This window comes from Enterococcus thailandicus (assembly GCF_001886265.1).
Taxonomy (GTDB): domain Bacteria; phylum Bacillota; class Bacilli; order Lactobacillales; family Enterococcaceae; genus Enterococcus_B; species Enterococcus_B thailandicus.
The window spans coordinates 67,919-92,594 of the sequence record NZ_JXLE01000002.1 but is presented as its reverse complement, the minus strand read 5'-3'; the positions used below and the strand labels follow the sequence as shown (position 1 = coordinate 92,594).

At 37.6% G+C, this 24,676-nt stretch carries 19 protein-coding genes; 4 read left to right on the top strand and 15 right to left on the bottom strand.

Features of this window, described 5'->3' with window-relative positions:
* Positions 1-39: 39 nt before the first annotated feature.
* The 4 genes from RV17_RS01950 to RV17_RS01935 all read right to left on the bottom strand — a co-directional run bounded on the left by RV17_RS01950 (position 40) and on the right by RV17_RS01935 (position 7,687).
* Positions 40-891, bottom strand: coding sequence for a class C sortase (locus RV17_RS01950; protein WP_071868360.1), 852 nt, complete (start codon positions 889-891; stop codon positions 40-42).
* Positions 892-1,037: 146 nt separating this feature from the next.
* Positions 1,038-2,921 carry a SpaH/EbpB family LPXTG-anchored major pilin gene (locus RV17_RS01945; protein WP_071868359.1) on the bottom strand — a complete coding sequence of 628 codons (1,884 nt, stop codon included), beginning with the start codon at positions 2,919-2,921 and terminating at the stop codon, positions 1,038-1,040.
* Complete coding sequence (locus RV17_RS01940) at positions 2,918-4,342, bottom strand: SpaH/EbpB family LPXTG-anchored major pilin (RefSeq protein WP_071868358.1); 1,425 nt, start codon at positions 4,340-4,342, stop codon at positions 2,918-2,920. The genes RV17_RS01945 and RV17_RS01940 overlap by 4 nt, the downstream gene beginning before the upstream one ends.
* 3 nt (positions 4,343-4,345) lie before the next feature.
* Positions 4,346-7,687, bottom strand: coding sequence for a vWA domain-containing protein (locus RV17_RS01935; RefSeq protein WP_143139916.1), 3,342 nt, complete (start codon positions 7,685-7,687; stop codon positions 4,346-4,348).
* Between the two features lie 270 nt (positions 7,688-7,957).
* Here RV17_RS01935 and RV17_RS01930 point away from each other — a divergent pair, with 270 nt between their 5' ends.
* The 3 genes from RV17_RS01930 (at position 7,958) to RV17_RS01920 (ending at position 11,280) form a co-directional block, all read left to right on the top strand.
* Complete coding sequence (locus RV17_RS01930) at positions 7,958-9,382, top strand: AcpB/EbpR/MafR family transcriptional regulator (protein ID WP_071868357.1); 1,425 nt, start codon at positions 7,958-7,960, stop codon at positions 9,380-9,382.
* Positions 9,383-9,496: 114 nt separating this feature from the next.
* Entirely contained in the window at positions 9,497-10,024 is a 528-nt protein-coding gene (locus RV17_RS01925) for an HdeD family acid-resistance protein (protein WP_071868356.1), read from the top strand.
* A 95-nt stretch (positions 10,025-10,119) separates the two neighbouring features.
* Positions 10,120-11,280 carry a cation:proton antiporter gene (locus tag RV17_RS01920; RefSeq protein ID WP_071868355.1) on the top strand — a complete coding sequence of 387 codons (1,161 nt, stop codon included), beginning with the start codon at positions 10,120-10,122 and terminating at the stop codon, positions 11,278-11,280.
* 75 nt (positions 11,281-11,355) lie between these two features.
* On the opposite strand, the gene RV17_RS01915 is transcribed toward RV17_RS01920, so the two are convergent.
* The 9 genes from RV17_RS01915 to RV17_RS01875 form a co-directional block, all read right to left on the bottom strand.
* Complete coding sequence (locus RV17_RS01915; protein ID WP_249024339.1) at positions 11,356-13,050, bottom strand: ABC transporter ATP-binding protein; 1,695 nt, start codon at positions 13,048-13,050, stop codon at positions 11,356-11,358.
* Between the two features lie 132 nt (positions 13,051-13,182).
* Entirely contained in the window at positions 13,183-13,935 is a 753-nt protein-coding gene (locus RV17_RS01910) for a MarR family winged helix-turn-helix transcriptional regulator (protein ID WP_071868353.1), read from the bottom strand.
* Positions 13,936-14,441: 506 nt separating this feature from the next.
* The gene (pbp4, locus tag RV17_RS01905; RefSeq protein ID WP_071868352.1) at positions 14,442-16,475 is read right to left on the bottom strand and encodes a penicillin-binding protein PBP4(5); all 2,034 of its coding nucleotides are present in this window, start codon (positions 16,473-16,475) and stop codon (positions 14,442-14,444) included.
* A gap of 200 nt (positions 16,476-16,675) precedes the next feature.
* Positions 16,676-18,031: a PTS cellobiose transporter subunit IIC gene (gene celB / locus RV17_RS01900; RefSeq protein WP_067481973.1), complete on the bottom strand. Its 1,356-nt coding sequence runs from the start codon at positions 18,029-18,031 to the stop codon at positions 16,676-16,678.
* Positions 18,032-18,045: 14 nt separating this feature from the next.
* Positions 18,046-18,372, bottom strand: coding sequence for a PTS sugar transporter subunit IIB (locus RV17_RS01895; RefSeq protein ID WP_067481971.1), 327 nt, complete (start codon positions 18,370-18,372; stop codon positions 18,046-18,048).
* Positions 18,373-18,401: 29 nt separating this feature from the next.
* On the bottom strand, positions 18,402-19,352 hold the full coding sequence (locus tag RV17_RS01890; RefSeq protein ID WP_071868351.1) for a glycosylasparaginase: 951 nt from the start codon (positions 19,350-19,352) through the stop codon (positions 18,402-18,404).
* 640 nt (positions 19,353-19,992) lie between these two features.
* Positions 19,993-21,288, bottom strand: a complete 1,296-nt coding sequence (locus RV17_RS01885; protein ID WP_071868350.1) for a M20 family metallopeptidase — start codon at positions 21,286-21,288, stop codon at positions 19,993-19,995.
* Between the two features lie 9 nt (positions 21,289-21,297).
* Positions 21,298-22,026 carry a GntR family transcriptional regulator, LSA1692 subfamily gene (locus tag RV17_RS01880; RefSeq protein ID WP_067481965.1) on the bottom strand — a complete coding sequence of 243 codons (729 nt, stop codon included), beginning with the start codon at positions 22,024-22,026 and terminating at the stop codon, positions 21,298-21,300.
* A 134-nt stretch (positions 22,027-22,160) separates the two neighbouring features.
* Positions 22,161-22,793 carry a PepSY domain-containing protein gene (locus RV17_RS01875; protein ID WP_067481963.1) on the bottom strand — a complete coding sequence of 211 codons (633 nt, stop codon included), beginning with the start codon at positions 22,791-22,793 and terminating at the stop codon, positions 22,161-22,163.
* A gap of 237 nt (positions 22,794-23,030) precedes the next feature.
* On the opposite strand from RV17_RS01875, the gene RV17_RS01870 reads away from it, so the two are divergent.
* On the top strand, positions 23,031-23,621 hold the full coding sequence (locus tag RV17_RS01870) for a histidine phosphatase family protein (RefSeq protein WP_067481961.1): 591 nt from the start codon (positions 23,031-23,033) through the stop codon (positions 23,619-23,621).
* A gap of 176 nt (positions 23,622-23,797) precedes the next feature.
* Here the strand turns inward: RV17_RS01870 and RV17_RS01865 are convergent, their stop codons facing one another.
* Together RV17_RS01865 and RV17_RS01860 are read right to left on the bottom strand one after the other, a co-directional pair.
* Entirely contained in the window at positions 23,798-24,007 is a 210-nt protein-coding gene (locus RV17_RS01865) for a hypothetical protein (RefSeq protein ID WP_067481959.1), read from the bottom strand.
* Positions 24,008-24,058: 51 nt separating this feature from the next.
* Entirely contained in the window at positions 24,059-24,667 is a 609-nt protein-coding gene (locus tag RV17_RS01860; protein ID WP_071868349.1) for a flavin reductase family protein, read from the bottom strand.
* Between the last annotated feature and the right edge of the window lie 9 nt (positions 24,668-24,676).

The following is a 24,676-nucleotide window of genomic DNA, read 5'->3' as shown; positions in this document are numbered from 1 at the left end:
CGCGAGCTTGTTTTGGCGTAATTTCGTTAGCTAATTTTATTACTTACGGGCTTTTTTTCGTTGGTGCCGTCTGTAAAAGAGAATCAAAAACAAACTAATCAGAAGTAATGCACTTAACAGAATACCCCATAATAAAAATTGGTGTCGCTGAGTTACTTTTTTGATTCCTTTTGAAACTTCTTCTGGTGTGTAAGGCACACGATGACCTCTTACTAATAAGCGATGACTATTAATCATGTAAGGTGTACAAGTTAATAACGTCACCAAGTCTTTTCCTTCTTCAATATGCAGATATTGCGTATCGGTGGGTTCGACCGTTTTGATTTGATCTACTTGGTAAGCAAGAGTCTTACCGTTTACTTCTAAATAAAATTCATCCCCTTCAGTTAATTCAGGCAAGTCGGTGAATAGCTTTGCTTGTGGCAAGCCTCGATGTCCAGAGATTACTGCATGGGTGCTAGCCCCACCAGTAGGATAAGATGTACCTTCTAGTAAGGAACTCCCCTTTTCTAGTAATAATGAATTCGTCTTATCAAAAATAGGTAGACGAACATTGATTTTTGGAATCGTCAAAACACCAATCGTATGACTTTCGAAATAAGTTTTGTCGGGTTTTTTCTCCGCCTTTTTTGGTTCAGAAAAAGGATCTAGTCCGGGATTTCCCCCTTCTTTAGCCAGTTGCTGATTTTTCTTTTCCATTTTTGCTTGTAACTTCGCCATGGCATCTGCATTTTCTTGATTGGCTTTTGTTTGATAATGAGAAATGATTTGCTGATCGAGATAGTTGTTCAAGGCATCACTGACAAAAGGATAAGCCAAAGCACCTATGCCAATGAACAATAAAAGAATCATTATGCTATCAATCACTCGTCGTCTGTTTTTTCGTTTCATGGATTCCTCCTTGGATGAAGATCAATAAATAAAAGAGCCTAGGACAACACAATGTCTCAGGCTCTTTTATTGTTTTGGTAGATAGAATCCTTTGATTATTTTGTTAATCGAAAGGCTTGCTTCACTTTTTAGCGGAAGTTCAGCTTCTATACATTTTCTTTGCGACGTTTAGCAAAGTATAGCCCTACAACAACAAGTAATAAAGCACCTGTACAGATGTACAAGTAGATTCCTTTACCACCAGTTGAAGGTAAAGTTCCTTTGTGTTTGTTTGGAACTTTTTCTGGAGCAACTAAGTTTTCAGTTGTTCCGTATGAGTGTTCATCAACTTCAAATTCAATCCGATTTGTTAATAGAACGTAGTCGTTAGGAGCAACTGTTTCTTCCAAGTAATACGTTCCATAGTCTAACCCTGTTACGTCTACTAATCCATCTGCTGATGTTGTGAAAGTAGTTGCATCTTCTTTGTTTTTCACCCAAGTAACAGCTTTTGTTGCCTCATCAATTTTCAAGTAATTAGCTGTATCGCTGTCTTCGTCACGTACGACAAATGAAGCGCCTTCTAAAGCTTGTGTTGATGAAACATCACCATCTACTTTGATAAATCTTTTCCCACCAGTAACAACTTCAACAGTTGGTGGTGTTTTATCATCTGTGTGTCCATTGTCTACGTTGGCTTCGTTTTTAAATCCTTTGGTTGGATCTGCTTTTTCATTTAAGTGCATGTAGTAAACAAATTTCAAAGTACCACCTGGTGTTAATGAAGGAATAAATGCAGGATCAACTGCTACAGTGAACCCATTTTCTTGTTCTGTCACTTGATAATTTGCGGGTGCAATTACTGTATCACCATCATAAAGTGCGTAGGCATTGTCACCTGAAGCAATGTTATCAAACGTTAAAGCTTCGTCATGTGTATCAATTAGATTGAATTTAACATATTTGTTTGCATCGCCTTCTTTATCTGCAATACCTAAAGGAATATTGACAGAAATTTCGTATTGGATTTTTTCACCGATTGCAACGTCTTTTCCATCTAAGTTAGGTGTTGTTTTTTCTACTTTTGATGTGTCATTTTTAATTGTTTTTTCTACAGCTGTTTGATTATCAGCTTCAATTGTAAAATCTGTTTTCGTTTGGCTTTCAATCAATTCCGCATTATCTGGTCCTTTAACTTCTTCTAATACATAAGAACCGACTTCAAGATTTTTGATTGTTAATTCACCAGTCGCAGCATCAGTTTCTGTAAAATCGTTTTCGCCAATTGCATAATTTTTTCCGGTGATGAAGTGTTTCGCTTGGCTTTTATCGGTTGTCCAAGTGTAAAGACCATCTTTCACACCTTGGATATATTTTACGACGCTCGGAGTTCCTTCTGTTTTTGAGATAACAAATTCTGCCCCATTTAAAGATTCATTTTCAGCAGTACCAACTTTTTTGACGTGTAATGCACCATCGTTGGCTACGATATTTTTTGGATATAAATGAATGGTTGTTAATTCTTCTGTTCCGTATTTGTAAGAACCATCTGCTTGTTTGATTAGTTCATAAACAGGAAAAGCAACGACCATATTGGCTGCAGCAGTTACGCCATCTTTTGCTTCTTCTTTGATGGTATAAACTGCATCTTTACTTTGTTGTTTCTTTGGCAAATCCAAGCTAACGTTTCCGTTCGCATCGGTTGTTCCTTGTGCAATAGGTGTGCCAGTTGTTAAGCCTTGAACTGCTTGCTTAGCAGCATCGACTGTTGCGCCTGCTTCACGTTGAGCATAGAATTCTGCTGTTACATCATAGATACTAAACGTTACACCAGCCAATCCTTGGTACTGGTCAAACTCACTCATTTCTTTCCCGCTATTTTGAATCAATGGGTCAGGAAAATCAGTCATCTTCTTTTTGTGCAAGATTACTTTTGCTGTGTCATCATTTTCTGCTGCAAAAGCTGGAACTGTACCTACTAGGCCTGTAAAAAGTGGTAAGGTCAGTAACAATGTGCTTAATAAATACCAAACTTTCTTAAACTGTTTCATTTTTTTGCTCCTCGTTTTTGATAAATTATCCAACCAATGACTAAGCCAATTAATAATGTTCCAAGTAGTCCCCACCAAATGGTTTGTTGGTCATTTGTTTTTGGTAATAGCCCTGAATGTTTTATCTTTTTATTGACGACTTTTAAAGGCTCTGTCGCTTGCCCATTTGATACATAAGAATGTTCTGTAATCGTAAATGGAACTGATTCTTGACTTAAGACATAGTTATCAGGTGCTTTGATTTCTTCTAAGAAATAGTGTCCATCTCTTAAGCCTTTGACTACAAAATTTCCAGAACGATCAGATAGAAACTGTTTTGCTGCTTGTTTATCTTTGTTCCAAGTGTAGCCACTAGCTGATTCATGTAAGTAGTTACCTGTTTTGTCTTTTACGATAAAGACTGCTCCAGCCAGTTTTTCTGTTTGATTTTCGCTTGAGACTTTAACAAATCGTTTACCACCTGTTCGTACAGCAGTTTTCTTTGTGATGGAGTGTTTATCACTGTCTAAACGACCTTCATTGAGAATAGCTGTATCAGGTTTTGCATCTTTTTCTAATGTCATCTGGTAAGAAATCACTAGTTGTTTCTTCGCAAATTTTTGGAGTTCTTGAATTGAAAAATCTAACGTAAATCCATGGGCGTGCGTCTTCGTCGTATAGCCGCTGGTTAACTCTTGTCCATCCACAGATACCTTCAATGTGTTCGGTAAAAGCGTCAGTACTGGATCAGCAGTATCTGAAATACGAAACTGGTGATAATCTAAGATGTTTGCCGGAATAGTTGTCTTCAATTGGTAGTGAACAGCATCACCCACAGTAAATCCATTTTCTCCCTCTAACACCGTTTTTTCTAGTGGTGGTAAGTCATACGCATTTTCTTCGTTTTTAGGGTAAAGGTGGATTGTCGACAAATCCGCGCCATTACTATCTTGTACTGGTAAAATCACGACCAGATTACTTGCTTTTTCTTTGACGACTTCTGGTGCATGAACTTCAATGAATAAATAAGCTTTATCACGTTGCTTTTCGTCTTTAGTTGGCAAAGTAAAAGATAAGATCCCATCTTCACCGTTTACATGACTTGTTGTTCCTTCAGCGACCAGCTTTCCCGCTGAAGCGCCTGTTTGTGCTAATTTAGTTTGAGCCGATTGAACAGAATCTCCCCCACTGCGTAACTGATAAAAGGAATCGGTTACGTCAAATACTTGATAGTCCACATCATTGAGCCCACGATAATTTTGTAATAAGGTACCTTCTTCACCAGAATTTTCTTGTTCTGTAGGCAACTGACCTTCAGGAAATAGTAATTTGTGTAAAGTAATCTGAACGTTTGCTTGCGTATTTTCTGCCAATGCTTGTTGTGAAAAGCCGAAAAATACAAGCACAAACACACACAGTTTTAATAATCGCGCGTTTTTCATTCGTTACACCTCTCCTTCTGTTCGTTGCTTGATGAATAGATAACCACCGACCGTTGCTAAACTAATTGCAGCGATCAAGTAGAGCCAAACACGACCAATTCCACCAGTTTCTGGTAGAGGAATTTTTGCTTGGTTCGTTACATCTAAACTGATTTGATTGTTTTGTTCACCAGTGACGAGCACATCGTCGATTTCTTTTCCGTCAATAGTTACTGTCCCATCTTCGTTAATCACAAGTTTAATGGGTTCTTTGAGTCCTTGATATCCTTCAGGTGTAAATGTTTCTGTCAAAGTATATTCACCAGGCTGTAAGTTTTCAAAGAGGAAGGTATCTGTTTCTTCGCCATCTTTTGGTAATTCAATATCTGTATCTGGACCAGTTAAGCGGAATTTTGCACCTTTTAACGCTGTCTGATTATCTGCTTTCTTGTGCACCGTCAAATCAAAAGCTTTTAGATGATTCTCGTGCGTCACTGTCCACTCCGTTGCATCCTGATCGATGTTCTTACCATCGTAATGAATCTGGCCATATTTATCGACTTTGAATTCATAATTTCCAGCAAGCGTATCGTAGCCGAGTGGGCCAGTTATTTCGACCAAGCGATAAGTCCCAGACTGATTGATTACAAAATGGGCAATTCCAGATTGATTTGTTTTTTCGGTACCCACTTTTTGATAAGTCCCTTGTTCGTCTTTTCTTTGCAATTCAAATGTTGCGTCTGCTAAATTAACTTGTTTACCGTTTTGCAACGTGTACTTTCTGATATTGATTGGTAATTCGGAAAACTGATTTTCAATTTCTAGCGTAATTACTTGATTGCTCGTAGTTACTTCTTTTCCATCAATCTTGACTGTCCCTTGATTCGTAACTTCGATGTTCCAAGTTGTTTTTTCGCCTAGTTCATGGCCTGCCGGAGCTTGAAGCTCTGTCAGTGTATATTTTTTCCCTTTTTGTAAGCGAACCTCTTTAGGCAATGAGTAACTGCCATCTTGGTTGTCAATTAGCGTTGTTTTGACGCCATCACCAGTTAACTCAAAAATTGCTCCTTCGAGATTTTTTTCACCAGTTGAAGAATTCTTAATCACTTTCAAGTCTAATGGTTTAAACTGTTTCGTGTTTTTCCAAGTTGTTTCATCTACTTTTTCTTGGTCATAACCCGGGACTGCCACTTCATTAGTCATCTGATAGCTGAAATTTTTCCCTTGATTGTTGTATTGAGGAAGACTAAGGGTTTCATCATAAGAATCATCAGCTGTTTTTGATAACTGTGTGATATCGGTTCTTTCCCATGTGTTACTAGTGTCATTTTCAGGTTTAGAAATCTTGATGTAACCAGTCTGCCAATTTGCTGAATTTGTCACTTGTTGACGTGTGACTTCATAGGTAACACTTTCTGGTCGGCTACTTGTATCTTGATCAAATTCTTCCCAAATCTTTTTGAAATTCAATTTGACCCCAGGAGCTTTACCAGAAGGAACACCAAAATCTGCAAGTTCACTTGACGTTGCCATTGGTTGAAAAGTTGTTCGTCCATTCATTTGATACCAAAAATCTGGTTTGAATGAGTCTGATTCCGTTTGAAGTCTAATTTGATAATGAATTTGGATTTCTTGCTGTTTTCCTAAATAAATACCATTACTTTTTACCGTTGTTCCGTCCATTGTAATGCTTGGCATAGATGGGACTTGAACTGAGCCAACACTTTTAATACTTAAAGTATCTGGTTCATAAATAAAAGGTTCAGCAATTGGATCAGTGACATTTCCGTTCACAACGGTTCCGGCAATTTGCACGGCTTTCTTTGCCAAATAATCCGAGATGTCTGGTGCATAGTCAGCAGATTCATAATATAAATCGCCATTTTCGTCTTCAGAAACCATTTGCCGCATTTTATTTTCAACTTCTTGTTTTGATAAACCAGCAGTTGAATCACTTTGTAATTGAATACCTAATCCGTGAATCTCAATTCCGCGTTGTTTTAGCGCTAGGGCTTCACCAATCGTTGCGATAAAGGTACTGTTGATTCGACGATTCGTATTGTTCTGGTCCTGCGCATTGTAACTGTTTGAAATGTAGGAAGTATTTCCGGGTTTGTCTTGACTCGTAGTAAACTGCGTACCGTAATAACTACCGTCAGCTTCGGTTTGAACACGGCTAACATGATATGAAAATGTTGGTACACCATCCGTTAGTAGAACGATGACTTTTTTGTGTCCATTTGGTGTTGCTAACATGTTACCGGCATCACGTAATGCTTTTTGTGTAAAAGTACCACCAGTTGTACTACTTGGCGTAATATTTTTGATTGGGTTTTTCACAGAGTCAAATGAGCCCATCGGAACTGTTCCGTTTTTGTAGCCATCACTTGAATAACCTACGTAACCCATATTGATACTGTCAGCAATTCCGCTATCAGCTAATGTATCAACAAAACGGTTTACGCCTTTTTGAACCTCTCCGATTCGGTTGTTATCGTTCATACTTCCTGACCAGTCAACGACTAAGACTAAATCTAAAGGTGTGATCTCTTTTTGAACATTTCCACGAACATTTAAGTAGACATCAAATAGTCCGGGCGTGGAAGTTTCTTTTGCGTATTTGCGAATTGCATAATCTGCTTGGTCGCCAGTACCACCATATTCGATATACGAGTTCGTTTTATTTAGCGGATCACCATTCCAAGAAGTTTGCCCATCCCATTCAGTGCTACTTCCCTGTTTATTTCCTTGATGGTTGATGACTTGCTGATTACCAGTTGGTTGCCAACTAGCTGTTGGATAAGTGCCTGAATTGTCGGTTGTGTACTGTGGATTAATCGACTCATGTTCTTTTCGGAAAAGATCGGCTGCTGTGGCCATTTTTGCTTCGGCGAAAGGCCGAACAATTTCTTCTGACGTTGGCTCGACATCACTTTCTTCTGCTATAGTGTTATCTGTCGTGCTGTCAGTCTCCGTTTCTTTTGGAGTCGTCTCACTCGTAGTTTCGTCAGGCATAAAAGATACTTCAAATTCATTTTTTTCGTACAATAACTTAGGTGTTTGGGTTACATCTAAGGAGTGAGAATCAACAGCTAACGAAAGTTGAACTTGCTGATTTGTTCCACTGGCAATTGTTAAACTGAGAATATGATCTTCTACTTGATAAGAGTAGCCATCTTTTTGAAGTTCTTTTGTATCAATCAAGCGAGCGTTCGTCAACTTGATTTCTTTTTTTAGTGCAGCATCTGTCTGATTGATAAGATTTAGATCCACATTTAAAGAGGTCTGATCTTTTTCATCTGTTGTTATCTGTGCTGACGTGATATCAACGGTATCAACAGCTTCTGCTTTCACAGTGATTGGCATTAAATAAGATGAAACAAGTAATAGCACAGCGCCAATAACCCCAAGTTTCTTCAATAATTTAATTTCTATTCTCTCCTTTCCTTTGTGGGTCAATAATTCAATTAGAATAGCTAATGGCACAATTTTTCATTATTCTAATCTAATAATTATTATACGAAGAAGCCAGTAATTAAATCACACCAGTTTTTAAACCGAGCGGTTTCATTTATGAGATTGCTTCATTCTTTCGATGGTTGTTTCATTAAAGTAAAGGGTTGGGGAGGAAAAAATATGATTAGGCTATTGGAAGATAATTATCGGAAAATGGAAGAAATTATTAGAATATTATCCATTTCTGACAAATGGATGACTAAAAAAGAACTTGCAAAATATATTGGAAGCTCTGAGTCAACGTTTATTCGTTATATTGAAGAAATCAAACAGCGTTGGGGATCAGTATTCACGATTCAAACTTCCCATAAACTTGGCTATCGCTTGGAAAGGTTCAACGTCTCAGTTTATCTACAAATGTTAACGGATATGGCACAAACCTCAACAAATACCCAACTATTGAACGAATTCATTCAAAATCCAGGCAATACGATTGAATATTATTGTGACACGATCTGTATCAGCCGCTCCTCCTTTGCTCGAAAATTGAAACAGTGTAATCAAGTATTGGAGAAATATTCACTGAAAATTGTTGTTGACCAGGGCTATCAACTAACAAGTACAGAAGGTGAATTATCATTACGAATTTTCGTTACCTTTTTCTTTTTGATCTACTACGGTCACTACGCACTACCTTACCAACTAGACAAAAAGGAAGTGAAGCAATTGATGCGTCGTAACCACTGTCAATTAAATATTGTCAGTGGTGATAATAGTTACGAGCATACTTTTTTTATTATGTATTTCATGGTTAGCTTGGAGCGAGAGCAACAGGGATTTCCACTCTATTCCGAGAGACAGTCCCCTGAAAATATGAAAATCAAACACGAAGATTATGTCTTTTTAAGCCAGTATTTGATTGGCTTAGATGTTGAAACGTATCAAGAGGTACTCTACCATTTTCAAAAAGGACCTTTCCAACAATATTCTTATGAGGAAAAAAAGGATATCAGTGAAAAAATCCGTACCAATCTAAAATTCAATTCTTTTTCACAAACTGAGCAACTCACAGAAGATGCAGTCGATTTTATCGTGCATCTCTTGACTTGTCTTTATTTATTCTCTCGACTAATTCCGTTTGATACAACGGAATTAACACAACGAGCAACTTTGTTCACAAGACATATTCACTTTACTCAACTCCATTTATATGCAAGACTTCAAGCAGAACGGCACTTCTTTTCCGCTCTATTAGAAACCAATTTACTAAACCATTCTTCTTCCTATATTTTTTGGCTGTTGAATGGCTATCCAGGCATCAATCAAAGCATTGTAGCATCTAAAAAGATTTTAGTTGTCAGTGATATGGGAATCAATCATAGCCAGTACATTGGTAATTATGTTCATGTGACACTTTCTTTACACAAAATCCGTTCAGATATGTTAGCTATTACAGATGAAGAAGTCGTTGACTATGATTTAAACGCATTTGATCTGATTATCACCAATCAACCTATCCCACAGACTGATGTTCCAAGCGTCTTGATTAATGACGCTATTTTATTTTCAAATGAAAGTGAATTGTTAGACCTGTTGGATTTTTGATTACTGCGTTATTTCTAAAATAAGTTATCTTGCATTTTTAGTGGTGAATGCTAATCGGTTTTCTTGGCAAACTAGCAGTTTATGTTATAGAATGAAAGAAAAGGAGGTTTTCGTATGATTGAGGGATTAAAAAGAAACTTTAAAACTTATGCTTTAGTCAGAGCTATTATTTATATCGTTTTAGGCGTATTGATCGTTATTAATCCAAGAGCTGTTTTTAATCTGATTGGTTATCTGATTACTGCTTATTTCTGTTTGTTAGGTATTTTCAATTTATTTGAAGATTATAAACGTAAAAAACAAGTCGGAAGCTGGGGCTTTGGTCTGTTTAGCGGAATCATCTTTCTGATTTTGGCATTGGTCGTGTTGTTTTTTGCACCAGCAATTGCTTCGATTTTACCGATTTTGTTAGGCTTAGCAATTATTTGTAACGGCATTTTCCAATTGATTATGGGATTGAATATGAAATCGACACCATGGCTTATCTACAGTGTGCTGTTATTGATTGGCGGAATCGTTTTGTTGTTCAACCCATTTGCTAGTTTGTTAGTTTTATTCCAAATCTTTGGGGGAATGCTCATTGTCATGGGCGTGTCAGAAGCAATCAGCTTTTTCAAATTAAAAAAAATGACGATCAACTAAGCTAAGTGTTAATTGTATCAAGAGAAATGGTTCGCCTGATTTTTGTGTAGCAGGTGTGCTGTTTCTTTTTTATTCAAAGGAAAGGAAATGATCAAATGGAATTTATTGGAACCTTGTGTCTAATTTTGATTGCGACAACGCTTGGTTCACATCTTTCACGTCGTATTGGGATTCCCGCTGTAATCGGGCAGTTGTTAGTCGGCGTGATTTTAGGACAAGCAGGTTTAAATTGGGTGCATCCCAACATTTTAGTACATGATTTTTCTGAAATCGGTGTGATTTTATTAATGTTTCTTGCGGGTTTGGAAAGCGATCTATCTTTACTCAAAAAATATTTTAAGCCCGGTATGTTCGTTGCTTTGTTAGGAATTCTATTTCCAGTAGTATTTGGTTGGCTCACAGGTGAAGCTTTTCATGTGCCGCTAAATGAAGCACTGTTTTTTGGAATTATCCTTGCAGCAACTTCAGTAAGTATTTCAGTTGAGGTATTGAAGGAATTAAATGTGGTCAATACTAAAGAAGGCTCAACCATCCTTGGAGCTTCTGTAGTAGATGATATTTTAGTTGTCTTAGTGCTAAGTTTGAGTCTTTCGTTCTTGACTGGTGACACAGCTAACCAAACATCTCTTCCACTGATTTTATTGGAACAAGTGATTTATTTCGTATTTATTTTCTTGTTGGTTAAATGGATTGCTCCTCTATTGATGTCTTTCGCAGAAAAAATTTATGCAAATTCTGCTGTGATCATTGTTTCCCTAGTCATCTGTTTGGGGATGTCTTTTGTCGCAGATCTAGTTGGTCTTAGTTCAGTAATCGGAGCATTTTTTGCAGGAATTGCTGTTAGTCAGACAAAAGTCAAACAGGAAGTTTATCGAAATGTAGAGGCTTTAGGTTATTCCGTCTTTATTCCTGTTTTCTTTGTCAGTGTAGGACTAGAAGTAGATTTCGCCAATTTCGGAAGTCAACTTTTCTTCATTCTTGCCTTTACGATTGTTGCAATCTTGACGAAACTGGTCGGTGGTTATTTCGGCGCAAAAGTTGCTGGCTTTTCTGGAAATAGTTCCTTGATGGTTGGTGCGGGAATGATTTCACGTGGCGAAATGGCTCTGATTATTTTACAAATTGGACAACAAAGTAAGTTGATTGAAGCACGGTATTATTCACCATTAGTAATCATCATTTTACTAACGACTTTAGTTTCTCCATTGATTTTAAAACATTTTACGAGAAAGATTTATACGGTTAAAGCAAATTGAGATCAAAACAAAAAAGGTAAAACAAAACGGACTATCGTTTTGTTTTACCTTTTTCTTTCCTATTTACTAACAAATTTAATTAACGATTTGTTCATTGACGTACTCAGCATATAAGTTGTGGGAATGAATCAACTCGCTGTGAGTTCCATGTCCAGTAACTGTTCCTTTTTCAATGAAGTAAATTTGATCCGCACCAACAATTGTTGATAAACGATGGGCAATGACTAAGGTTGTTCGTCCTTTCATCAAATGATCTAATGCACGTTGGACTTTTTCTTCTGATTGTGAATCCAAACTTGCAGTTGCTTCATCTAACATCAAAATTTGTGGGTTTCGTAAAAACGCACGGGCAATCGCAATTCGTTGTTTTTGGCCACCTGATAATTTCACACCACGTTCCCCGATTTCAGTCTCCAATTGTTCAGGGAAATCACGAACAAACTGATCGGCATACGCTAAACTTAAGCCGTGCCAAAGTTCGTCATCAGTCAAAGTTCTACCCAAACCATATTGTAAATTATCTCGAATACTTCCAGCGAAAACAGCACTATCTTGTGACACGTAGCCAATTTGTGAACGCCATTCGCTCAAATTAAACGATTGAATGTCTTGATTGCCAGCTGTAATTTTACCAGCTGTTGGTTGGTAAAATCGTTCAAGTAAAGAGAAAATCGTTGACTTCCCGCCACCACTTGGTCCAGCAAAAGCGACCACTGTATTGGGTTTTGCATAGAACGAAATATCCTTTAGAATTGGATGATTTTCTTCATAGCTGAAAGAAATATTTTCTGCTTGAATCGTTTTTCCTGCAACATCGACAGCTACTTCACCGTTCTTTTCAACCGTTGTTTCCAAAATTTGTTGGATACGTTCCGTTGCCCCCATTGCTTTTTGCGCTTGAGAGAAAAACATCGCAAAGCTTGTCACGGGCGTGATGATATTAAACAGATACAAAAGGAATGCAACTAATTCGCCACTTGTTAACGTACCTGCTTGAACGCGTACGGCACCATAGCCAAGGATCCCAACAAACAATCCAAGCATTGCTGTCATCATGATTGGTTGTAAAACAGCTTCTATTTTGGCATCTTTGACACCTAAAACAAAAATCTTTTCGATAAACGTACGACCACTATTTTTTTCTGCTTCCTCGCCATTACTTGATTTGATCAAACGAATCTCAGCAAGTTTTTCTGTAGCATCGGCATTAAAATCAGCTGTCGCACCTTGTAGTTGACGACCAATCTTAGACATCATCTTACCAATTGGGATCATGATAATCATGACGACTGGTATTGCAACAAACATCAGCGTCGCCATCTTCCAATCCATAATGATCAAAATAATAACTGAGCCAACTAGTTGGATTGCACCAGTGATAAAGTTTGGAAATTGAGTCGTCACTAAATCTTTGATCACCGTTGTGTCATTTACTAAACGAGAACTGCTCTCACCTGATTTATGTTCATCATAATAACCTACAGGTAAATGAAGTAAATGTGCCCATAACTTTTCTCTTAGGGATTTAACAGAATGTTCACCAACATAACGAAGTAAAAAACCACCAATCGTTCCAAAACCAAGATAAACGGCAAATGCAACAAGTAGCACTGCGACCATTTTCCCGTCAATTTTTGATAATTCACTGGTATCAACCAGCCCCTTTGTTAACTGTGGGACGACCAAACTTGCTCCACTTGTGACTAGACTGAGTAAGATCCCAAATAAAAACAAACCTTTCTTGGAGCTTACACTGTTAATCAATTTCATAAAATCTTTGAATTTAAATGTTCCAGTAGATGCTGGTAGTTCTTCAGCAAATCTTGCGGGTTGTCCGTCGCCGCCTCGTGCCATGTTCTTTTCCTCCTAATACCTAAAAACTTGTTCTAAAATTTTTAATCGTTAAAAATCTTCCCACTCATCATCATTGTTTCTTTGCGAATCATCTTTGTTGAATGGATGCTGTCTTTCATTTGGACTGCCTCTCCAAAACTCACGTCGAAAATCACGACCAAATCGATTTGGAAAATCTTGTGAAAAGTCTGGACGACCACCACGTTCACCAAATGGCGATTTTCGCATCATTCGTTTCATTTCGCGACGCATTTTTCGTAAATCTTCAGGTGGTAAGTTTTGCCAATCTCCACCGTATTCTTCAAATAAAGCTTCCCGCATTTCTTGCATTGCTTGGAAACGATCTAATGGATCAATAAACTTTTCTGATTGGCGATGAAATTCACTGCTCCATCCACTAGAGATTTTTTCTAATAAGTCGCTAAACGTTGTCTGCTCCTCTTCAGTTAAACCAGCAAAAAAGATTTCGCTTTGATTTTCTTGTTTGAAGGATGCATTCTTTTCCGCTTTTGTTCTTCCTTGTTCCGTTAGATAAACGCGTTTTGTTCGTTTATCATTTTCATCTTCCTCACGGGTAACATCCCCACTTTTTTCCATTTTTTTCATTAGTTCTGCTAACGAGCTTGGTCGTAAATCTAAAACTTCAGCAAGGTAGCTTTGGACTAATCCATCCTCTAGTCGTAAAATTGCCAAAACTCGTTGTTGCCCAGTAAATTTTTGCTTTTTTTGACTCATAAAAGCATTGCTTGCTTCACTAATAAAACGTAGTTGCTTCATCAAACGTTCAGATAATTCACTCATCTTCAAAATTCCTTTCTTTTAGTTCGGTACCGAACTTTATTTCGTTAGTTATTATAGTTCGGCACCGAACTATTTGTCAACTACTTTTTATAAATTATTTTTTTGAGAGCTTTTGATGTCTTCAGTTGTACCAATTAACTACCCTAGAACAATAAAAAAGTAGGTATGACAAGACTTTTGTCATACCTACTTTTTCTGGATAGATGGTGTTCACCAAGCAACTTCTTGCTATCTTGTCGTAGTTAAACGCTTTGTGCCACAACCTTATCCACGGTGTTCCCAAGGCAGCTCCTTCGGCAATAATTCCTTCCTTCATAAAAACATGAGGAACTGTTTTTAGAAAGAAATTCTTCTTGCTTGAAGCTAAACACCTTGTGCCACAACCTTATCCACGGTGTTCCCCAAACAACTCCTCGAAATAACTCATACCTGTCCAAAAATATGAAAAACTATTTTTGTCAGTTATTCATTATTTTTTCGGAGTTAAACGTTTTGCGCCACAACCTTTATTGATAAGTTTCATTTAGATAGTTTACTAATTCTGGTGCTCGTTGTGTTGCAGAGTCCCCTTCTTTTTTATCCTCTAGCATACTAATCATGAGATAGCCTTGGTTAGTTGGATTTGTAGCAAATAAGAAACTATTTTCTTGCCCTTTTTCATCTTGTTTTTCCTTGATTTCTGCTGTACCTGTTTTTGCTGCTAAAGGAATTCCTAAGCTAGCGAGTGAATGTGCTGTCCCATTAGGATCAGTCACAACAGCTTCCAAGTCTGGCAAGATTGTTTGAACAGCGGAGTCACTAACCACACTGTCTTTCGTTTTCGTTTTTGCATCTAAAACTAATTTAGGATAGATAAGATTTCCATTGTTAGCAAAAACGGAATACATCGTTGCTTGCTGGATAGGTGTAATCAATAATTCTCCTTGACCATAACCAGTATCTGCTAATAAAATTTCTGATTTGAAGCTATCTTCATTAGAAATCTGTGCAGGATTCATACTGATTGGTAGGTCTAAATCTTCACCAAAAATAAACTTATCTAAGCCCGATCGGAAAGCTTTTTCTCCCATTTTCAATGTTTGTTGTGCCATATAAATATTATCAGAGTAAACCAACGCATTTCGTAAATTAACTTGTGCCACATCGCTTACCCGCGTCACTTCATACGACCCCCAAGAAGAATCTTTTTGCCATTTTAATCCATCAATGTTTAAGCTCTCTTCAGGATTTAGTGTGCCATTGTCCAAACCAATTGCGGCAGTAATCATTTTAAATGTCGAACCCGGCGCATAACCAGTAGCAAAACGGCTGATAAATGGTTGGTTTTTGTCATCGGCATACACTTGGTAGTCCTTTTCAGAGATACCATTGGTCATTTTATTCGGATCATAACTTGGTGAACTTGCTAAAACGAGTAGATCGCCTGTTTTTGGTGTGGTAGCTACAGTCGAGCCAGCTTCTCCACCTAATTCATCGTAGGCAGTCTTTTGAGCCTTTGCATCAATCGTTAATTTAATTGATTTGCCATTCTTCACTTCTTGTTCTTGAAGTACGTTTTTTTCATTCCCATTTTCATCTGTGATAACTAACTTCCCACCGTTGGTTCCTCGTAATTCTTTATCGTAAGCCATTTCCAAACCAGAGCGTCCAATTTTTCCTACACTACTTAATTTTGGATTCTTTTCGATATCTTCGGCAGTGATGTCACCTACATAACCAATTAATTGTGCGGCAGCTTCACTTAATGGATAATATCGTCCAGTTACTTCTTGAATAGTTGCACCCGCAGGTAATTCTGGTGTTTCCCCATCAATGATTTTGAGTGGAACGAAGTAATCTGGTTGAACCCAACTTTGTGAGATAGCTTGAGTGATTGCATCTTCTGTTAGTTGTGTCCTCTCAGCAAGAGTTTTGATATTTGCCTCTTTTTCTGCACCTTCGCCTAACTTACCTGGAACAACACCGAGTTGCTTCAACTGGCCATTGGTTGCTAATCCTTCCCCGTTTCGATCCAGGATTTCACCACGCGTTGCCTCTTGTGTGTTCAAGCTGACTTTGTCCCCATTTTCCATAGTAGGGAAAACCAAATTAGGTTGCCAGTTGATTTTGGGTCCTGTTTTTTCGCGAGTCAGTGTCCCTTCAAAAGTCAGATTTTTTAGCTCACCCAAAGCAGTGCTCATTTTAGCTGTGTAAGAAAAAGTATAGGTATCTTTTTTCTTTTTTTCGACAGTTAAATCTGACACGGTATATCCTTTTATATCAACAGCATCATAGATATTCTGGTACTTCTCCAAAATGTCTTGAGTCGTCCATTTCGATTTTTTTGTAGCTGTTGTTAAAAAGGTCGTTGCTTTTTGATAATCGCCTTTATCAAGTGCCTTTACAAATTGTTTAATCGTTGTTTTCGCTTCATCGACAGTTTTGTTTTCTTGATCATGTTGATAATAGAAAAATCCCCCACCAGCTATTGCAATGAGTGCTACAGCGCCTAAAATATATGGGACAGAGCTTTTTGTTTTTTTCTGTTCGCTTCTTTTCATCTGTATCCTCCCAATTTTTGCTTCAACCATCGTTGGTCGTTAAAAACACTTCTATTATATCTAACTATCATCTAGGTTGCTATCTTAAATTTTTTTTAAATTTGTTATTTTTTTGTTTTATGTACTACGTCTTTTCTAATAAATAAAAACCAACAAGACAAGAATCACCATTGTCTTGTTGGTTCTTTTAAGTTAAAAAATTAAATATCATCGAAATCAAAATCATCTAAGTTGATTTCATCTAGTTCTTCTTCCCTAGTCTTAACCTCTTCACGAAGATACTGGACATCCATTACTTTGATAAATGGATAATAGATTGCCATCCCCAAAACAAATAAAAGTCCTTGTAACACAGCACCTTGCCATCCACTCACTAAAAAGCCGGAAATGATTGGTGGTGTTGTCCATGGTAACTGAATTCCATTTGTGTAAGGAACCAATCCGATATTCATTGAAAAATACGCAATAATGATATTGATTGTTGGAACTAAAGCAAAAGGAACCAACAAAATAGGATTCAAAACAATCGGTAACCCAAAAATAACTGGTTCGTTAATTCCAAAAATACCCGGAATTAACGATAATTGTGAAAGCTTTTTGATTCGTTGACTTTTACAGAATAGAACCATTACCACAATTAACGACAAGGTTGAACCTGCACCACCAAAAGTCGCGAACATATCTTGAAATTGACCGGTAATGATGTTCGGAATTTCATGTCCGTCTTTGAATGCTTGCAGATTTTCGACGGATAAAGCTCGAAGAACTGGATTGAACACAGCACCAACGACACTGCTTCCGTTGATTCCAAAAAACCAAAAGAAATGCAAGAAAAGATATGCGATAATCATAGCGCCTAACGTATTTCCTAAGCTTAATAACGGCGTTTGTAAGAAGGTGAAGATAACATCTTGCAGATTGCCATAAGAAGTCAAGGAAACAAGCCAATTTACTAAAAACATCATTGTTACTACTACAAAACTTGGAATAAGTGCTTCAAATGATTTGACTACAGTAGGTGGAACACCATCCGGCATCTTGATCGTCCAACCTTTACGTACCATTGCAACGAATAAACGAGTAGAGATCAACGCAACAATCATTCCAAGAAACAACCCACTAGACCCCATCCACTTCAAAGGCAAGCTAGTTACTTCATAAACAGTCGTGCTTCCTTCTGGTGTAAATAATGTCTGATACGGAGTTAAAATAAAGAAGGAAACCAGTGCGATAATCCCAGACTGCATTGCATCAACATGAAATTGTTTCCCTAAACTGTACGCAATTCCGACTACGGCCAAAATGGTCATGACATCGAAACTCGCACTAGCAGGTACAGACATCATTGCCTCCCAGTTGTCACCAAGCAAGGCAGACATCCATTCATTCCACTGAGGAAGAGGAAAATTAGCAATTAAAAGAAAAACTGAGCCGACGATCAATAGTGGTGTTGACAATAGGAATCCATCACGAATAGCAACTAAATATTTATTTTCACCGATGACTTTGGCTAAAGGAGTTAGTACTTTTTCCAGCCAATTCAAAAATTTTTGCATGGTCGACCTCCACGTTATTGTTTATTTTTCTTGATTAATTTAAGTGCTTCTTTTAACGCACCTTCACCGTCCATCATGCCATAGATTTCTGGAGAGATTGCAGCAACCGGAATATTTTGTGGTGAAAACTGCGTCCGAACTTTTTCGAGCAAGAAGCGCACTTGAGGCCCCAATAAAATGGCAATCGGTTTTTCCTGCTCAACAACTTCTTGTGCTCTAGCAACTGGAAAGGCAGTAATTTCTAATGGCATCTGGTGTGCTTGAACGACTTCCATCATTTTATTGACCATAATACTTGTAGACATACCTGCATCACAAAACAAATAAATTTTTTTCTTCATATAATTCACTCCTTAAATGTTTTTTATTTTTAATCAATTGGTGCTTTGATTCTTTTCTCATAGGCTTCTAACCATTCCTGCGTGATTGGTTCAATCAACGTTGTCTGATTTTTCCCTGGATTAGCAAGAAAAATTTGTGGTGCTTGTGTTTGTGTACCGACACTAAAGGTGAATTCAACATTGGTTGCCACGCCCCACTCGCCTGCCTTATTCATTGCAATGAGTGAGAATGCGCCAGCTTTCCCATAGCGCTCTTTAAGTTTTGTTTCAAAAGAATAAACTGCTTGATCACAAGCTTCTTGTGGACTAGCTCCGCTGCCCATTAGTCGAACAATCTCGTAAGATAAACAGCCCTTCATCAAATCTTCGCCTAGCCCAGTTGCAGCTGCTCCACCAATCGTACTATCGACATAAAAGCCTGAACCAGAAAGTGGTGAATCACCGACACGTCCAGGCTTTTTCATAAACAAACCTGAGCTGGAAGTTCCTGCTGCCATCGACCCATAGGTATCTAAGGTGATAGAACCAACCGTATCATGACCATCATAAGGATCCAACTGTTTTTCTTGGATTTCTTTTAATCGCTTTTCCCAAATTTTATGGGCACGAGGTGTTAACATATTTTTTCGTTCAAAATCATGCAGCATCGAATATTGTGTTGCACCAGTTCCAACTAAAAAACTGTTAAATTTTTCTTCACTTAAACTTCTAGCCACTGAAATAGGATTTTTAACATCCGTAATTCCAGCAACTGCGCCAATTTTAAAAGAGTCGCCATCCATAAAAGCGGCATCCATTTCTAAAATGCCTTGAGCATTTGGCAATCCACCATAACCCACTGATTTATAATACGGATAGTCCTCCACAGTTTTAATCAGTGCTTCTACAGCATCTCCAGCTCGTTCATTTTTTTCTAAAAGTCGTAGTGCTTCAACGACACCATCATGTGCCATTCGCCAAGTAGCAATTGCACCTTGCATTCTATTCACCCTTTCTATTCCATTTTAATTAATGCGCTTTCACAAAAATATTATAATTAGTATATACTGTTTTGTATATACTGAAAGAATTAAAAAGTTGACTTTCTCATAAAAAAACAATCAAGCTCTCATTTCTGTAAAAAGGTTGTGCACAAAACGCTTAGCTCCGACAAGATAGTGAGCAAACACTCAAAATAGCTTTTCATATTTTGAGGTGGATGCAAACTATATGGAGGAGTTGCTTCTTGAACGCCGTGGATAAAGGTTGTGGCACAAAGTGGTTAGCTTCAAGTAATAAGGAACCTTTTCTTAAAAATAGCTTCCCATATTTTTAAGAAAAGAGGACTTATTACCGAAGAAGCTACTTTGGGAACACCATGGATAGAGGTTGCGATGTAAAACGTTCAGCTCCAAACAAGATGGCAAGCTGTCGCTCAAAGCCGTAGCTTATATTTGGAGATGGCTGAAAGCTATGTGGAAAAGTTACTTCTTGAGTACCGTTTATTCGAAAAAATGAAAAATCTAGTCCCTCTCAGCATGTTTTCAATTTTAAAACCGCCTAAAATCAACGCTTTTAAAAACGGATTTTAGGCGGTCTATCTATTTGGGAAAATTTTTATCCTAGATCTTTTTTGGGTTCTTATTCAGTCAAAGCAATGATTGCCCTCATATAAATTTCCAAATTCAGCAGTAAGTCACGTTCATCCATGTACTCATCTTGATTATGTGCGATCCCTTTTTGGCCTGGAAATGAAGGACCAAATGCGACAATGTTTGGCATAAACCGAGCATAAGTTGCACCGGTAGTCGTTACGGGTGAACCATCTTCTTTCGTTACCTCTTCATAAACTGCACTCAACTTTTGGACAAGTGGATTTTCTTTAGGAAACGAACTACTTTTGATTCGACGAACAATTTCCATCTCGCTATTTTTTGGTAACTGTCTAAGAAGCGTTTCGGTTACTTCTTCTTCAGTTACGGAAACAGGATAACGGATGGCAATAGATAAGGACAAACCGGTTTCTGTTTTCAACAATTCATAGGGGGTCAAAATCAGTTTTCCACTGTCTTCGTCTTCAAAATTCAAAGCTAATCCTTCCCCGTTGTGTTGATTCGCGAGCGAATCTACTATCCAAGAAAAATAGTCCTGTAATTCTCCCGTTAATAATTGGTTGGTCTTGATTTTTTCAGCTAATAAGGTAATGGCATTTTCGCCTAACTCAGGTGCATTAGAGGGGGCTCGTTTCCCAGTTACCATGATTTCTTCCTGATTGACTGTGACAGCTAATTGGTCAGGAACATGATCTTTTGCTTGATCGCCATTAATATTACTGAGTTGATTTAATTCTTGCGTATCAAAAGCAGTCAAAATTTGATAGTTGACAATTCCACGCTCTCCGTACACGACGGGATATTTGCAATCAGGCGTAAAACCGAATATCGGTGGCTTTTCTTGGCTCAAATACATCGGAATGTCAGAACTACCACTTTCTTCATCTGTTCCAAAAAGGATTCGAATCGTTTTTTTAGGGACGAATCCAGCTTCTTTTAATAACTTCATACCATACAGACACGCCATAATAGGACCTTTGTTATCTAAGATTCCACGTGCATAAAAACGTCCAGCCTTTTTTGTTAACTGATAGGGTGGAAATGACCAGTCTGTACCTTCGGGGACAACATCCAAATGTCCAACAATTCCAATATACTCAGAATCTTTTCCCCATTGTGCGTACCCAACTGCATCTTGCACACTAGAAGTTTCAAATCCATAGCTTTTAGACAAAGAAAGGGCTTTTTCAAGTACCTCTTTTGGCCCTCGACCAAATGGCGCTGCTTTTTCGGGTGTCCCTTTCACACTTTTGATCTTTATTACTTCATTCAAATCTTGATAAAACTGTTCTTTGTTCTCTTCGATTAACTGGTGAATGTTCATAGTGACCTCCTATTGGCTGTAACGAGTTAGTGTATTTTTAAATGTATAACGGTCAGCTCGATAATATGAAATGTCATAAAAAATAGGTTCTGCATCAATGGCATACGTGACAGACTGCACTCTTAATAAAGGATTGCCTAAGGAAACATCTAATAAATCTGCCATCTCCTCCTCAACTAAAATCGCTTCGACTTCTTGATGAGAATAGGCGATTTCAACTTGTTTTTCCAATAGTTCAAACAACGAACCATTAAAATCCTCAATCGTAAAACCTGCAATAAAGTTTTCTGCTAAGTAGATTTTCTCAACGGTCATTGGCTCACCATCAAGTAAACGTCTTCGAATTAATTCGTAAATGGCTGTGTCCGGATTCAGCTGTAGTGCGCTACGAATTTTTTCATTGTCTGTGAGTAATCTTCGAAAAGAAATAACTTCTGTTTTACTCGTCTTACCATATGCTTTAGCTGCTTCAGTAAACCCTTGGAGACCTGCGCGCCCACTTTGAATCTTCTGTTGAGACATCACATAACTGCCTTTTCCTGGTCGTTTTACTAACACGTTTTTTTGAATTAACAGATCAATTGCTTTTCGAATTGTTAAACGACTGCATTGAAACTCTTTTGCTAAATCATATTCTGAAGGTAATTTTTGCGAACTGACATAGGTTCCTTCTTCAATTCGCTGTTCAATTTTTGAAGCGACTTGCGTAAATTTATTTCTAGTTTCTTTTTCCACCATAAAAATAGTCTGAGCTCCTTTAAATTTGGCTGATTTTTTACAAAAAAAGATATAGTATATACTTCACGGTATATACTATATCTTATGGACAAGAATTTCAATTATTTTGAGAGCGTTTTTTTCGAAGAGCTATTTTAGTCATCAACTTCGGTTTCTAAAATCTCACCTGTCTGAGCATTCATTTTAACAGTTGTTTCTTGTTGGTTGTTTTCAACAGTAACTTCCCAGAAAGTAATACCAAGATCCTTATCTAGATCCCAATCCGTTGCTGTTCCGCCGCCAACTTGCTGGACAGCAATCTCAGCAGCCTTTTCTATACTCAATAAATTTTGGATGTCAATTTTATCTTCTCTTCGTTTTACACCATTTTGCTCATCTCTATCAAGTTGTTCTTCTCGCTCTTTCTCCACCTTTTTCGTGACACCATCTACCCTGATTTCAAATTCAGTTGTGTCATTGACTCCTTCAATCTTGTAATAATAAGCACCAAATGAGGTATCTAATTCAAGAGAAGTGATATCACTATCAGGATAAGTAGCTTGATAGGTTTTGATTGCTTCTTCAACTGAGACGCGTAAGTCACCTTCAACTGATTTTCCTGCCACGGAAGAAGCAGTAGTTGAACTGTGATTGTCTTTCATTGCTTGTGTTTGGCTCGTCTGTGTGTTCGATTGATTTTGGCTTTGATCCTGCTTCTCATTGCTTTGACACCCTGCCAATAGTCCAAGTGTGCCGATAGCAATGCTCAAATAAGCAATTTTTTTCATTTTTTTAACTCCTTTTCGTCTATGTTCAATTAAAAATAGGAAGTTGACAACTGAGTGGGGTCATTCACCCACCAACTTCTTCAAGCTGTCTAAATTTATTATAACGGAAAATGGGGCAAAGGTCAGAAATTTTCAAATAAACGCTTGACTTAGAGTGCACTCAAGCCTGTATGATTTATTTAGAGACTAAAAGTAAACGCTACAAATAGCAAAATCTTACGTAAAGAAGGAATGAAAATGACAAAAAAATTATACCTTATGCGACACGGAGAAACGTTATTCAACCAACTAAAAAGAATTCAAGGTTGGAGCGATTCACCACTAACAGAAAAAGGTATTGCGCAAGCAAAAATAGCTGGTAATTATTTTTCTGCCAATCAAATCACCCTAGATCACGCTTATGCTTCTACTTCAGAAAGAGCCTGTGATACGTTGGAACAAGTCACTACGCTTCCTTATCAGCGAGTAAAAGGGTTAAAAGAATGGAATTTTGGTGTCTTTGAAGGTGAAAGCGAGTCGCTCAACCCTCCTCATGCACCGGGAGAAACTTCATATGGTGATTTTTTTGTACCTTTTGGTGGAGAAAGTAGTCAAGAGTTACAGGAGAGAATGGTCAATACATTGACAGAAATTATGGAAAGACCTGACCATCAAGAAGTGTTAGCCGTTAGCCACGGCGGCTCTTTGTATCTGTTTCTTCAAAAATGGCTGTCTTTCCCTGAAGTAAAAAAAGTCCAATTTTCAAATTGTTGTATTCTTGTCTTTTCTTATTCAGATAAGGAATTTCAATTTTTAGAGGCAATCAACCATGATTTTAGTGAGTTATAAAATTAAAAAAGCTAGACTGTGACTAGACTGTGAAAGAAGCATTTAACTTCAAGAAATAGAAATTACCAGGAATTGCTTTCTAAGTTTTGAACAACTTTCGCTTATTGGTGAAGAGACCATTTTAGGAACACAGTAAAAAAGAGGCTAGGATGAAATATCCCAGCCTCTTTGCTTTTTTATTTTTGATTCAATTGATTAAATAATCCACCAATCGTTTGATCCTTTAGCTCGATTGCTTGACCATCCAGAGTTGCTTCCACAACATGATAGTAATCTTGTAAAGGTGGGACCTCTAAATATTGATCATGCAGGAAAGCTGCTGGTTCAGCATATTCTTTCGTCATTTCATTGGCATCTGCCGCAGTTTTGTAAGTAATTTTTAACATCATAAACCCCTCTAATCTGTATAATTGATTCTTCTCTTTTCTCACTCGACATTAATCAGGGCGAACCAAGGTAAAGATCTCTCCTATTTTAGCATAATTATTGCCAGCTAAACGGCTGACAGGCTTTAATTTCTCAATTAAGATGCGCCCGTCATCATAGATGGATTCATCCACTTGATAGTGCTTGATTTTTAATAAAAGCAAGTCCGCAGTAATTTGCTCATTTTCTTTGATTTCAATGTGTTGGTAGAGTTCTGTTTCAAAACGAATTTTCGATTCTCTGAGAACAGGTACTTTAACTATCTGAGCGTCCTCCGTCGAAAAAGTCGTTCGTGTTAATTCGCTCTCTTCTCTTGGCAATGTTGCCGCAGTTTGGTTTCCATCAGCAACGTTATCTTCATCTAAAATATGGATAACAGCTTCTTTTGTGGTTAAAAGATTGGCAGCTGTATCTTTCAATTCGTGCATTTTACGTTGAATTGCTAGCGAAATGATTGGCGGGTTCGAGCTAACAATCGAAAAATAGCTGAACGGCGCAATATTCACAATTCCATTTTCAGAACGAGTAGTTACTAACGCTACTGGTCTGGGAACGATTGAGCCAATCAATAATTTATAATTTTCTCTTTCAGTTAAATCTGAAGGTGATTTTTGGATCATTTTTTTCTC

Coding starts and splice junctions, on each gene's coding strand:
- RV17_RS01930 (WP_071868357.1), top strand. CDS start 7,958: ATGATTAGGCTATTGGAAGATAATTATCGGAAAATGGAAGAAATTATT.
- RV17_RS01880 (WP_067481965.1), bottom strand. CDS start 22,026: ATGGTGGAAAAAGAAACTAGAAATAAATTTACGCAAGTCGCTTCAAAA.
- celB (WP_067481973.1), bottom strand. CDS start 18,031: ATGCAAAAATTTTTGAATTGGCTGGAAAAAGTACTAACTCCTTTAGCC.
- RV17_RS01925 (WP_071868356.1), top strand. CDS start 9,497: ATGATTGAGGGATTAAAAAGAAACTTTAAAACTTATGCTTTAGTCAGA.
- RV17_RS01890 (WP_071868351.1), bottom strand. CDS start 19,352: ATGCAAGGTGCAATTGCTACTTGGCGAATGGCACATGATGGTGTCGTT.
- RV17_RS01935 (WP_143139916.1), bottom strand. CDS start 7,687: ATGCCAATCACTGTGAAAGCAGAAGCTGTTGATACCGTTGATATCACG.
- RV17_RS01920 (WP_071868355.1), top strand. CDS start 10,120: ATGGAATTTATTGGAACCTTGTGTCTAATTTTGATTGCGACAACGCTT.
- RV17_RS01870 (WP_067481961.1), top strand. CDS start 23,031: ATGACAAAAAAATTATACCTTATGCGACACGGAGAAACGTTATTCAAC.
- RV17_RS01945 (WP_071868359.1), bottom strand. CDS start 2,921: ATGAAACAGTTTAAGAAAGTTTGGTATTTATTAAGCACATTGTTACTG.
- RV17_RS01915 (WP_249024339.1), bottom strand. CDS start 13,050: ATGAAATTGATTAACAGTGTAAGCTCCAAGAAAGGTTTGTTTTTATTT.
- RV17_RS01950 (WP_071868360.1), bottom strand. CDS start 891: ATGAAACGAAAAAACAGACGACGAGTGATTGATAGCATAATGATTCTT.
- RV17_RS01885 (WP_071868350.1), bottom strand. CDS start 21,288: ATGAACATTCACCAGTTAATCGAAGAGAACAAAGAACAGTTTTATCAA.
- RV17_RS01875 (WP_067481963.1), bottom strand. CDS start 22,793: ATGAAAAAAATTGCTTATTTGAGCATTGCTATCGGCACACTTGGACTA.
- RV17_RS01865 (WP_067481959.1), bottom strand. CDS start 24,007: ATGTTAAAAATTACTTACAAAACTGCGGCAGATGCCAATGAAATGACG.
- RV17_RS01910 (WP_071868353.1), bottom strand. CDS start 13,935: ATGAGTGAATTATCTGAACGTTTGATGAAGCAACTACGTTTTATTAGT.
- RV17_RS01940 (WP_071868358.1), bottom strand. CDS start 4,342: ATGAAAAACGCGCGATTATTAAAACTGTGTGTGTTTGTGCTTGTATTT.
- RV17_RS01860 (WP_071868349.1), bottom strand. CDS start 24,667: ATGATCCAAAAATCACCTTCAGATTTAACTGAAAGAGAAAATTATAAA.
- pbp4 (WP_071868352.1), bottom strand. CDS start 16,475: ATGAAAAGAAGCGAACAGAAAAAAACAAAAAGCTCTGTCCCATATATT.
- RV17_RS01895 (WP_067481971.1), bottom strand. CDS start 18,372: ATGAAGAAAAAAATTTATTTGTTTTGTGATGCAGGTATGTCTACAAGT.